Origin of the sequence: Streptomyces sp. NPDC028635 (assembly GCF_040637635.1) — a bacterium.
Taxonomy (GTDB): Bacteria; Actinomycetota; Actinomycetes; order Streptomycetales; family Streptomycetaceae; genus Streptomyces.
Genome location: NZ_JBEZWX010000038.1, coordinates 52,526 through 64,092 on the forward strand (window position 1 = coordinate 52,526; position 11,567 = coordinate 64,092).

The window sequence follows — 11,567 nt, forward strand, 5'->3', positions numbered from 1 at the left end:
CATCGTTCAGCACACGACCGAGACACGCCCGAAGGGCCACATCGTGACCACCCCGCCGCCCGCCGTTGGCCGAGCAGATCCCTCGGACAGGCCACCCGTACCGCAGCCCGAGCCGGGTCGAAGGCCCGAGCCCCCACCCACGTCCAGACACCAACCCGAACCCGATGCCGCCCCCGCACCGGAACGTGAGACCGCCCCCGAGCCGGTCGCCGAGCCCCGTTCCCTGTCTTCGCCGGAGGCGGAGTCGCGGCCTCGGCCTGGCCTGCGGACCGCCCGCGTCATGGTGCCGTACCCGGGGTCGTCGCCCAACACGCGCCCCACTGCCTCCCGTTCCGGAAGCACGGGCAGCGCCGGGCGCAGCCGCGCGGTCCCCGCCGGTGCGCTGATCGCCTGCCTGCTGCTGCTCCTTCCGGCCGCCGTTCTCGCCTCGGTCGCGCTCGGCGCGGCCTCGCTGCCGGCCGGCGAGGTCTGGCGCGATCTGGTCTCCCACCTGACCGGGGACGGCAGGCCGGCCGGCGTCAGCGGGATCGACGACGCCATCATCTGGGGTTCCCGTATGCCCCGTACCCTGCTGGCGCTGGCCGCGGGAGCGGGACTGGCGGTTGCCGGGGCGGTGTTGCAGACCGTCGTACGCAACCCGCTCGCCGACCCCTACGTCCTCGGCGTCACCTCGGGCGCCTCCCTGGCCGCCGTCGCCGTGCTCACCCTCGGCCCCGCCGGGCTGCTCGGTCCGCTCCACGTCGGAGTGTCGGCAGCGGCCTTCGCGGGAGCTTGCGCGACGCTCGCGCTGGTCATCGCCCTGGGCCGCAGGGACGGTTCCCTCGCCCCCGCCCGGCTGGTGCTGGCCGGGGTCGCCCTGTCGTACCTGCTCCAGGGAGTCACCAGCTACCTCCAACTGCGCGCCAGACCCGACCAGCTCTCCGGCGTCCTCTTCTGGCTGCTGGGCTCCGTGGCCGGCGCCCAGTGGCGGGACCTGGGTCTGCCCGCCGCCCTGGTCGTGGCCTGCACCGCCTGGTTGCTGCTGCACGGACGCTCGCTGAACGCGCTGGCCATGGGAGAGGAGACCGCCGTTCTCCTGGGCGTCCGCGTCCACGCGCTGCGGCTGCAACTCCTCGCCGTGGCGGCCGTGCTGACGGCGGCGGTCATCGCGGTCGCCGGAGGGATCTCCTTCGTCGGGCTGGTCGTCCCGCACAGTGTGCGCCTGCTCATCGGCGCCGACCACCGCTCGCTCCTGCCTGCCACCGCGCTCGCCGGAGCGCTCTTCCTGCTCCTCGCCGACCTGGCCGCCCGCACCGTTGCCGCCCCCATGGAACTGCCGCTCGGCATCCTCACCGCAGTGGCCGGCACCCCCTTCTTCCTGTGGCTCCTGCGCCGCGAACGCGCCCAGGGCCTCGCCGGAAGGGAGTCCTGATGGAGACCCGCCTCGAAGCGGTGACCCTGGACATCGGTGGCGTCCGGGTCGTCACGGGGGCGACCCTGCACGCGGCGCCCGGAGAGGTCACCGGCATCGTCGGACCCAACGGCAGCGGCAAGTCCAGCCTGCTCCGGGCCGTCTACCGGGCGCTGCGGCCCGGCTCCGGCGCCGTACTGGTCGGCGGAGACGATGTGTGGCGCAACCTCACGCCGCGCACCTCCGCCCGCCGGACCTCCGTGGTCGCCCAGGAGAACCCGGCCGCCTTCGACTTCACCGTCGCCGAAGTGGCGGCAGCCGGACGGACCCCGCACAGCGCCGCCTGGACCCAGGACCGTACCGCCGACCGCCGGATCGTCACGGACGCACTGGAGCGCGTCGGCATGACCCACGCCGCCGGCCGTCCGTACGCGACCCTGTCCGGTGGCGAGAAACAGCGTGTCCTGCTCGCCCGCGCCCTGGCCCAGCAAGGCCGGTTGCTGGTGCTCGACGAGCCGACCAACCACCTCGACATCGGCACCCAACTGGACCTGATGGAACTCGTCCGCGATCTCGGCGTGACCACGCTCACCGCACTGCACGACCTGAACCTCGCGGCCGCCTACTGCGACCGCCTCCACGTCCTGCACGACGGACACCTCGTCACCTCGGGACCGCCCCGGGACGTGCTCACCCCGGAACTGCTCGACGACGTCTTCCACGTCCGCGCCGCCCTCACCACCAACCCGCTCACCGGACGCCCCCAGTTGAGCTTCGCCCCAAGCGACACGAGCACCAACGGAGTAGACACATGAACCACCCTTCCCGTCGGCCGGGACTCGCCCTGTCCGGCGCTGCGGCGGCCGTCCTTGCCACCCTCCTGACTGCCTGCACCTCGCCGGCCCCCGCCACCCACGGCAGGCCGGCGGCCAACGCGGCCGCCGGAGGCACTCGTACGGCCTACCCGGCCCAGGCCGTCAACTGCGGACGCACCGTACGGGTCGAGAGCGCGCCCCAGCGCATCGTGTCGTTCTTCCCCTCCAACACCGAACTGCTGCTGCGACTCGGCCTGAAGGACCGGATCGCCGGCCAGACCTGGACCGACCAGTCCCCACCCAAACCCGCCTACGCGACCGAGTACGCCAAGGTGAAGGTCCTCGCACCCGGGGAGATCTCCCGCGAGTCCCTCCTCGCCGCCCGCCCCGACTTCATCCTCGCCGACGGCGAATACCAGTTCGACGGCAAGAAGCTCCCCACCATCGCCGAACTGGACAAACTCGGTGTCCCCGTCTACATCGACAGCGCCTTCTGCCCCAAGGCCACCGGCACCGCCACCCTCGACACCACCACCGCGGACCTCACCGCGCTCGGCAACCTCTTGGACGCTGGAACTCCCGCCCGCGAGGCCGCAGCCGACACCCGCAGGCAACTCGCCACCGTCGACACGGCCCTCAAGGGCCGACCCGCCACACCTGTCGCCATGGTGCAGATCGTCGACAAGCAGCTCTACGCCCTCTCCGGCGGCCTCTACTCCGACATTCTCACCAGGGCCGGCGGCAAGGACCTGATGACCGGCACCGGCCCCGAGGGCAGCAACTTCGCCCCGCTCTCCGCCGAAGCCCTCGCCAAGAAGAACCCAGACGTACTCGTCTACAACTACACCGGCGACGCCGACCGGAAGGCATCGGAGCAGTGGCTGCGGACCCACCTGGCCGCCACCAAGGCCGTCCGCGACGACCGGCTCGTCGCCGTACCCGCCGCCGACTTCTCCGAACTCCGCGCCGTCGACGGAACCGTCACCCTCGCCAAGTCCCTGCACCCGCAAGCCTTCTGAAACCCGCCGCCGCGCCCGCAGCCGTGGGAGGACCCTCCGCCGCCCAGGATTCGCCTTTCGTGTTGGTCCTCCCACGGTTCTCCCACCACCGCCCGAGGAACCCGACCATGGCCAATCGCACAGGCTTCGGCCTCTTCTTCACCGCACGGGCCGTCTCCTGGTCCGGCTCCGCGGTCACCACCGTCGCGCTGCCGGTCCTGCTGTACCAGCGCACCGGCAGCGCGTCCCTCAGTGGTCTCCTGACCGCGCTGGAGGCCGTTCCCTACCTTGTGCTCGGCCTACCCGCGGGCGCGCTCGCCGACCGCTGGGACCGGCGCCGCACACTGAGCCGGTGCAGCTGGCTCAGCGCCGCCCTCATAGCGGCGATACCCGCCGCGGCCGCACTCGACCTGCTCACCACCGCGCAACTGCTGCTGACCGGACCGGCCGTCTCCGCCGTGTTCGTCTTCTTCGACGCGGCGGCGTTCGGTGCCCTCACCGCCCTGGTCGGCCGCGACGGCATCGCCCGCGCCACCGGTCGCATGATGAGCGCGAGCACCCTGATCAGCCTGCTGGGGCCACCCGCCGCCGGCGTACTCATATCCACCCTCGACGCACCGGCGGCCATCACCCTCGACGCCCTCAGCTACACAGCGGCCGCGCTCCTCCTCACCCGCCTCACCCTGTCCGCCACAGCCCCGCAACCCGCGATGCCCGGCGCCCCCCGTCGATCACTCACCGCCGACATCGCCGAAGGGCTCTCCTACATCCGCCGCCACCCACTCGTGCGCCCCTTGACCCTCCTGGGCATCGGCAACAGCTTCACCGAAGGGGCGGTCGTCGCACTGATCGTCGTCACCGCCGTACGCCGCTTCGGCCTGCCCACCGACGACAGGCGCATCGGACTGCTCTGGGCCGCAGCCGCCCTCGGCGCGCTCATCGCCGCCACCGTCCTGCCGCGCCTTCAGAAAACCGCGCCGGTCGGCTGGATCACCCTCGGCGGCCTCGCTGCCAACGCCGCCTTCCTGGCCTGCTGGGCGCTGGCCCCGGGCCTGACGACCGGACTCGCCGCCCTCGTCTGCTGGCAGATGGCCAACGCCCTGGTCAGCCTCAACGGCATCGTCATCCGCCAGAAGGTCACCCCCGACCACCTCCAGGGCCGGGTCAACACCACCGCCCGCATGATCGCCTGGGGCGGTCAGCCCCTCGGCGCCGCCGCCGCAGGCGTCCTGGCCGACGCCACCACCGTCAGTACCGCCCTCCTCACCGCCTGCCTCGGCGCGCTCCTCTCCCTCGCCGCAGGACTGGCCACCCCCCTGCGCCGAGCAGAGCTCCCCACAACCCCCGCAGCCGAAACAGCTCTCGCGGCACCCAGCCGCCCGGCCGACGAGGCGCTCGCCCGGTCAGAGCCTCGACGGCCCGGGCGGCCTGGACATCGACCACCGGGATCTGCTCGCAAAGGCCTGGGACTCCGGCGCCTGGCACTGGTCGGCCGGCGGGCGAGAGGCGTACGCCAATGACGTGTGTCCCTGCGGTCCGGCATCGTCGGGTGCCGGGGCAGGCGCCGCAGATGCCTGTCGATAGCACCGTTTGCACGGTGCCGGCGAGCTTGTCGGCTGCCTTGTTCAGGTTGTGTTCAGGCTCGGTGCGATCTTGGAAAATTCAGATCCCGCAAGCGCCAAAGCTCTGGCAAAGGGGTCTGGGGCGACGGCCGGGACCCGTGCCATCGTGCCTGCCATGTCGACTGATCACCTCACTCACGACCGGCCCACCGGTCACATCCGTCACGCGGCGAGCAAAGTGCCGGAGGTGACCGTCTACTTCTGGATCATCAAGGTGCTGACGACCGGTATGGGGGAGACGGCTTCGGATTACCTGGCCCACCTGCTCGGCCCGATCCCGGCTGTGGGGCTGGGCGGGATCGCCTTGGCGGCCGCGCTGGCGGTGCAGTTCGCCGTGCGGCGGTACGTGGCATGGATCTACTGGACGGCGATCGTCATGGTCAGCGTGTTCGGGACGATGGCCGCAGACGTCCTGCACGTCGGTCTCGGTGTGCCGTACACGCTCGCGACGCCGTTCTTCCTGGTCGCGCTGGCCGCTGTCTTCGTCCTCTGGTTCCGCAGCGAAGGCACCCTGTCCATCCACAGCATCCACACCCGGCCCCGCGAGACGTTCTACTGGGCCGCTGTGCTGGCCACGTTCGCGCTGGGTACAGCCGCTGGGGATCTCACCGCCACGATCGGCCTGGGCTACCTTGGCTCCGCGGTCCTGTATGCAGCGGCGATCGCCGTTCCGGCCGTCGCTCACCGCTGGGGCCGCCTGAACGCGGTGGCGGCGTTCTGGGCCGCGTATGTCATCACCCGCCCGCTCGGTGCCTCCGTCGCCGACTGGATGGCGGTCGGCCGTGACCGGGGCGGGCTCGAGCTGGGTCTGGGACCCGTCACCCTGTCCTGGACGGTGGCCATCCTCGGTTTCGTGGCCTACCTGGCCGTCTCCCGCAAGGACGTCCAGCACGACGCCCCTGTCGCGCCGGCCGACGACCCGGACGGGAACGCGGCGGCACGGCAAGCCTGCTGAGAAGCGGGCCGGAGGTGCGCCCAGGCGCCCCTCGGTCAGCTGTCCACCCTCCGGCCGGTGGTGTACGGGGACCATGCCGGTTCCCCGGTAGCCGCCGTCGGAGGTCGTGGCTGTCCGGCCGACAGCATCCTTGTCCCGGACTCCTCCCACGCCTTGCAGGCGCTGCGGTTGCTCTTCAGGGGCCCGCCGACCGCGAGGACCAGGCAGGCGTGGGCATGGGCGTCGACGATGACGTGGTGGTTGGCGGCGCTGTGCACCTGTTGGTCGGCTGCCGTGGTGCAGCGGTCGGGCCAGGTAAGGCGCTGACCTGGGGTCTCGACGCAAGGGGCGCCGACGTGCGGGAGCTCAAGGTGCGCATGGGCGTGGTGACCCTGCGGAGCGTCCGGGTCTGTGGCGAACGACCCGGTTGGCCGCAGTCTTTTGAAGGAGCCCGTAGGCGAGGACCGGCAGGAGCAGGTGGGGCTTGTCGGGGAGTGCGGTGGTGATCAGCACGGCGCTGGCGCTGCTGTTGTTCATGCCGCAGGCGAGCGTGAGTGACGATGCCGCGGGGGCGTCCAGGCGCAACAGGCGTGCGGCGCCGCGGCCGAGGGCGAAGGCCAGCAGGCAGACCAGCGTCGCCACGGCCAGAGCGGCGGCGAGCAGCAGGGGGCGTGGGTGGGTGAGGAAGGAGCCGAGGGCACCGCTGGCGTTGACGTAGGTCAGGACGAGTGAGCCGGCCAGGGCCGCGGGCACGATTGCGCCGAGTATGCGGTGCAGTCCGCGTGAGGGCAGTACGAGACGGCACAGGATGCCGGCCGCGCAGGGCAGGACTACGCCGACCAGGGTGAAGCCGCCGTGGCTGGTGTGCTCGACCCGGGTGAGCGTGTTCGCGTAGCTGCCGCTGAGCAGCGGTACCAGGGCGCTGATGACCAGCGGGATGGTGAGTGGACTGAGGAGCGTGGAGGCAAGGACGAGTCCGACCATGGTCGGCTGATCGCCGTCGCCCTTGCCGGTCCACACGGTGGCTCCGGCGGCGACGGGCATCGCGACGATGAGGATCATGGCGGTGACCAGGCCGCTGCCGCCGTCGGTGTCCGGGGTCCGGCGCAGCAGGAGCGCGACGGCTGGGATGGCAAGCAGCGGGATCGCCAGGTGCAGGGCCAGCCCGGCCAGCAGAGGGACAGGGCGTCGTAGCACGGTGCCGAGTGCGTGCACGGGGACCTGGAGTCCGGCCGAGAAGAGGACCAGCGAGAGCAGGAGCTGGGCGGTGGACAGGGGCGACGTGCCCGTCGTGCCGGGCAGCGGCGCGTGCGCGCGGCGCAGCCACAGGCCGGGCCCCGGCAGGAGCAGGGCGGCTGCGTAGGCGAGAGTGACCGCGGGGCCCAGCCGCCGGCGCAGCCAGCTCGTCGCCCGGTCACTCGGCGGTTGGGCAGCGGGTCGGGTGTTCACGGCGGCCTTCTCGCGTTGCTTCGTCGGGTGCGGGTGCGGGTGCGGGTGCGGGTGCGGGCGCGGGGAGGAACGCCGGTATGCGGAGGGCGGCCTGAGTGCTCATGGTCTTCATGGTGGTCGTGAGCGTTGCGTGGTGGGCGTGGTGGCGCGCAGCAGTCAGGATGCGTTCAGGTTTTGGGTGGCATGGTCGCTCTCCATGACGTATGAGACATCCGAGGTATCGGAGACCGGCGGTCGTGGCGCTCCGGCACGGCACCGGCTGCGCTGGAACAAGGTGCCCGAGGTCACCGTCTTCTTCTGGATCATCAAGGTGCTGTGCACGACGGTCGGCGAGACCGTGGCCGATCTGCTGAACGAGAAGCTCGGGCTCGGCCTGACCGGCGTGTCGGTGCTGATGAGCGCACTGCTCGCGGTGGTGCTGGTGGTCCAGTTCCGCACGAGCGCGTACCGGGCGGGCGTGTACTGGCTGGCCGTGGCGCTGATCAGCGTCGTCGGCACCCTGATCAGTGACAACCTCACCGACAACCTGGGTGTGCCGCTGGAGACGAGTACGGCGGTCTTCGCGGTCGTGCTGGCGATCGTGTTCGTCGTCTGGTACCGCCGCGAGCGGACGCTGTCCATTCACCACATCGACTCCACCAGCCGCGAGTCCTTCTACTGGCTGGCCGTGCTGTTCACGTTCGCCCTGGGCACTGCCGCCGGCGACCTCGTCTCCGAGCGCATGAACCTCGGGTACTGGCTGTCCGCCGTCCTGTTCGCCGCGGCCATCGCCGCTGTAGCCATTGCACACTTCGCGCTGGGCCTGGACGCGGTGTGGAGCTTCTGGATCGCCTACATCCTCACCCGCCCGCTCGGCGCGTCGATCGGCGACTACCTCTCCCAACCGGGCGGAGACGGCGGGCTGGGTCTGGGCACAGTGGTGACCAGCGCACTGTTCCTGACCGTCATCCTGGGTCTGGTCGTGTACCTGAGCGCGACGCGCAGGGACGTCAGTGAGCCGGAGCAGGCCATGCAGCCTTCGAACTGATCTGCCGCTCCGCCGGCGTTCAACGGCGCTCGCCCCGGTCTCGGGGCGAGCGCGTTCACGTTCACGGGAGCCGGCCGGCCGGACCGGTTCTCAACGGCGGTCCGGCTCCGGTCCCCCGGCGGGGAGACTGACCGTGAACCTCGCGCCCGGCGTGTGGCCGGGGTCGTAGGTCACCTCGCCGCCGGCGGCGCGGGCAAGGCGCCGTGCGAGCGGCAGGCCCAGGCCCGCGCCGTCGTGTCCGTCGCCGGGATCGGCGCGCCGGCCGGGCTGGAACAACTCGTCCGCGAACGCCTCCGGCACACCGGGGCCGTCGTCCACGACGTCGATCCGTACGCCGCCGGCGACGCATCGCGCGGACAGGGTCACTCGGGAGCGGGCGTAGCGCACAGCGTTGCTCAGCAGGGGGCTGAGGAGGCGTTCGAGGACAGCGGTGGTGATTCCTGCCTCAAGCACCGGCGCCTGCGACTCCACCGTTGTCTTCACTTGGCCCGCTGTGTCGAGTCGCCTCACCAGGCGGTGCATCACGGGCACCACGTCCGTCGTGCCGGGGGTCGCATCCGGGTTCGCTCCGTGGTCGCGGGCCTCGTTGAGGAGGGTGTCGCAGATGCTGCGCATGGACTGCGCGGCGTCGGCTATCACCTGGTGACTGGCATGGGTCTCGGCGTCGGTGCGGGGGCGGGTTCGCCACCAGTCGAGTTCCATGATGATCCGCGCGAGCGGTGTGCGCAGTTCGTGGGACAGCTCTCCTGTGAGCTGCTGTTCGTGGCGCAGAACGGTGCGGATGCGGTCCAGCAGGGAGTCCAGCGAGGCGCCCAGGCGGGCTAGTTCGGCCGGGTGATCCTCCGTTTTGAAGCGCTCGTCGGAGCCCACGGCGCTCCACTGGGTGGCCTGGTCGGTCATCGTGCGCACCGGCCGCAGCGCCCGGCCCACGGACAGCCGGGTCAGCATGTAGGTGCAGCCGAGCATCACGGCGTCCAGGACGAGCGACCCCAGCAGCAGCGTGTCCGCCGAAGCGCGGTACGGGGCGAGGTCGAGGGCGGTGACTACGGTGGCGGTGCCATGGTTGCCGGGAACGGGGAGAGAGCACATCCGGACGGCCCCGTGACCGTGGGCCCGGGCGGTCGTACATGCGGGCTGCGGTTGCCCGGCAAGCCGGCCGGCTGCCCGCGTCAGAGGGCTGTCGCCCGGACCGGTCGGGGGCTGCTCCAGCAGCTGGGTGCCGGCATAGATCCAGACGTTGGCGTCGAGGAGTCCGTCGTTGGCGGTTTCCAGGACGCGTACCCGGGCGCCGCTGGTGTCGATGGTGGTGGCGACCGCTGCCGCCCGATTGCGCAGTTCGTCGTCAGCCTGGTGCTGCAGATGCCGGTCCATGACGGCGTTGAACACCACGGTGAGGACCGTCATCAGCAGGGCGGCGGTGGTCAGGGCCACCAGGGAGAGACGGCCACGCAGCGTACGGGGGGCAAGACGGCGCAAGACACGCAGGGGACGGGCGGCGCGGTTCATGACAGGCGGTGCCCGATTCCCCGTGCTGTACTGATCGTGAGGCTGCTGCCCGCCTCACGCAGCTTACGGCGCAGCCGGCTCAGGTACTGGTCGAGGGTGTTGTCGCTGACCTGGGCACCTTCCGGCCAGCCGGCCCGCACCAGTTCACGTCGGCGCACGAGGGTGCCGTCCGCGGCGGCCAGCGCGGCAAGGAGGCGAAACTCGGTCGGGGACAGCGCGAGACGAGCACCGCACACGGTCACGGTGTGGTCAACGGGGTCGAGCGTCAGGTCACCGGCCGAGGCCACCGCCGTTGGCGCGGACCGTTTGAGGGCGGCTGTGAGCCTTGCGGCGAGTTCAGCCAGGTGAAAGGGCTTGGGCACGTAGTCGTCGCCCCCGGCGGAAAAGCCGGACAGGCGGTCGGTGAGCTGGTGCCGCGCGGTAAGGAAGATGACGGGGGCGAGGAAGCCGTTGGCGCGCATCGCCTGGCACACGTCGCGTCCGTCCGCGTCGGGCAGACCGATGTCCAGCACGGCCGCCGCCATGTCGTTGGTGGCCAACCGCAGAGCGGTGGCGCCGTCGGCAGCGAGGACGGGCTCGAAGTCCTCGTCCCACAGGCCGCGGCGCAGCACGTCACGCAGGGCGTGATCGTCCTCGACGACCAGGATCCTGGGGCGCATGGTCCTCCATCGGTGGCTGAGGGCGGTCGGTCGACCGGTGAGCAGAGACGCGGGGAGAAGACCCTGACCGTCTACAATCAAGTAGACGGTCTACGACACTGTAGACGTTCGCGGGGTGAGGATCGTTCCCATGAGCGCGCAGAAGGACGAAACGCCGAAGCGCCGGCAAGGACGAACCCCGGCCGGCGGGCGAGCTGGAGGCCGCCGTGAGGGCCGCTCTGTGGGCCGCCGCCACGCCGCTCACACCGGCCCGGACACAGACAGAACTGGCCTGTGGCCTGGCCCGGACCACGGTGACGACGATCCTGTCCCGCCTGTATGAGAAGGGGGCGCTGGAACGGCAGCGGCAGGGTCACGGCTACGCCCACCGCCCCACCCGGGACCCGCACGGCCTGACCGCCCTGAGCATGCACAGCGAACTCGACCGCGGCACCGACCGGGAGACGGTCCTGGCCCGGTTCGTCGCCCAGCTCAGCCCGGACGACGTGGAGGTCCTGCGCCGACTGCTGGAGGACAGCCCATGCCGGCTGCTGGAGGAGGGTCCGTGGGGATCGCCCTGCTGCTGATCGCCCTGCTCCTGCCCTGGGCCGCATCCGCGCCGGCCCGCAGGGTCCTCGACCGCTGCGCGCCCGTGGCCGCGCTGTGGACCCTGGCCGTCTCGGCACTCCTGCTCGCGGCCGGCACCGTCGCGGCACTCGGCACCCTGGCCCTGACCGGCCTGCTGCGGCTCCCGGCCCTCGCCGCGCTGGGCGAGCCGGTGCACCCGCTGCACACGCCGTCCGCGCGCCTGGTCCTGCCCCTGGCCGCCCGCTGCCACCCCGCCCTGCGGCCGGTCCGCGCAGCCATCCGGCTGGCCGCCGAGCGCGCCGCCGACGAGGCCGCGGCGACCGCCGTCGGCGACCGCCGCCTCACCGCGCGCGCCATCGCCCGCGCCGCCCTCGCCACGCACACGGCGGACACCGCCCGGCCCGCGATGACCCCGGCGGCCACCTCCGGCCCCGTACCGCGCCGCGTGGCCGCCCTCCTGTCGCCCGCCGCGCGCCCGCCGCGCGGCGCCTCCTGGATCGCCGCCCTGCTCACCGCCTGCGCGCTGCTGTCCTGCACCACCGCGGCGACCGGCGCGATCGGAGTCCACCAGGACATCGAGGTGGCCCAGGGCGACGCGGC

9 protein-coding genes and 3 pseudogenes are annotated in these 11,567 nt (G+C 71.9%); 9 read left to right on the forward strand and 3 right to left on the reverse strand.

Annotated features, from left to right (window positions below; all coding sequences use genetic code 11):
- Positions 1-280 precede the first annotated feature (280 nt).
- The 6 genes and pseudogenes from AB0E88_RS29455 (at position 281) to AB0E88_RS29480 (ending at position 5,780) form a co-directional block, all read left to right on the forward strand.
- The gene (locus AB0E88_RS29455) at positions 281-1,411 is read left to right on the forward strand and encodes an iron ABC transporter permease (protein WP_361636779.1); all 1,131 of its coding nucleotides are present in this window, start codon (positions 281-283) and stop codon (positions 1,409-1,411) included.
- Entirely contained in the window at positions 1,411-2,205 is a 795-nt protein-coding gene (locus AB0E88_RS29460; protein ID WP_361636782.1) for an ABC transporter ATP-binding protein, read from the forward strand. Before AB0E88_RS29455 ends, AB0E88_RS29460 begins: the two co-directional genes overlap by 1 nt.
- On the forward strand, positions 2,202-3,224 hold the full coding sequence (locus tag AB0E88_RS29465) for an ABC transporter substrate-binding protein (RefSeq protein WP_361636785.1): 1,023 nt from the start codon (positions 2,202-2,204) through the stop codon (positions 3,222-3,224). Before AB0E88_RS29460 ends, AB0E88_RS29465 begins: the two co-directional genes overlap by 4 nt.
- A gap of 107 nt (positions 3,225-3,331) precedes the next feature.
- Positions 3,332-4,525 (forward strand): annotated as a pseudogene (locus AB0E88_RS29470) (MFS transporter); the annotation flags it as partial.
- 85 nt (positions 4,526-4,610) lie between these two features.
- A pseudogene (locus AB0E88_RS29475) lies at positions 4,611-4,727 on the forward strand (HNH endonuclease); the annotation flags it as partial.
- Between the two features lie 213 nt (positions 4,728-4,940).
- A complete protein-coding gene (locus tag AB0E88_RS29480) occupies positions 4,941-5,780 on the forward strand; it encodes a hypothetical protein (RefSeq protein ID WP_361636788.1) in 840 nt (279 codons plus the stop codon).
- Between the two features lie 345 nt (positions 5,781-6,125).
- On the opposite strand, the gene AB0E88_RS29485 is transcribed toward AB0E88_RS29480, so the two are convergent.
- Positions 6,126-7,208: a sodium-dependent transporter gene (locus tag AB0E88_RS29485; RefSeq protein WP_361636791.1), complete on the reverse strand. Its 1,083-nt coding sequence runs from the start codon at positions 7,206-7,208 to the stop codon at positions 6,126-6,128.
- A gap of 196 nt (positions 7,209-7,404) precedes the next feature.
- Between AB0E88_RS29485 and AB0E88_RS29490 the strand changes: the two genes are divergently transcribed.
- Positions 7,405-8,235 carry a hypothetical protein gene (locus AB0E88_RS29490; RefSeq protein WP_361636794.1) on the forward strand — a complete coding sequence of 277 codons (831 nt, stop codon included), beginning with the start codon at positions 7,405-7,407 and terminating at the stop codon, positions 8,233-8,235.
- A 90-nt stretch (positions 8,236-8,325) separates the two neighbouring features.
- On the opposite strand, the gene AB0E88_RS29495 is transcribed toward AB0E88_RS29490, so the two are convergent.
- Together AB0E88_RS29495 and AB0E88_RS29500 are read right to left on the reverse strand one after the other, a co-directional pair.
- On the reverse strand, positions 8,326-9,741 hold the full coding sequence (locus AB0E88_RS29495; protein WP_361636797.1) for a HAMP domain-containing sensor histidine kinase: 1,416 nt from the start codon (positions 9,739-9,741) through the stop codon (positions 8,326-8,328).
- Complete coding sequence (locus tag AB0E88_RS29500; protein ID WP_361636800.1) at positions 9,738-10,400, reverse strand: response regulator transcription factor; 663 nt, start codon at positions 10,398-10,400, stop codon at positions 9,738-9,740. The genes AB0E88_RS29495 and AB0E88_RS29500 overlap by 4 nt, the downstream gene beginning before the upstream one ends.
- 194 nt (positions 10,401-10,594) lie before the next feature.
- Between AB0E88_RS29500 and AB0E88_RS29505 the strand changes: the two genes are divergently transcribed.
- Both AB0E88_RS29505 and AB0E88_RS29510 read left to right on the forward strand, forming a co-directional pair.
- On the forward strand, positions 10,595-10,966 hold the full coding sequence (locus tag AB0E88_RS29505) for a BlaI/MecI/CopY family transcriptional regulator (RefSeq protein ID WP_361636806.1): 372 nt from the start codon (positions 10,595-10,597) through the stop codon (positions 10,964-10,966).
- Positions 10,945-11,567: pseudogene (locus AB0E88_RS29510) on the forward strand (hypothetical protein); the annotation flags it as partial. The gene AB0E88_RS29505 and the pseudogene AB0E88_RS29510, both read left to right, overlap by 22 nt.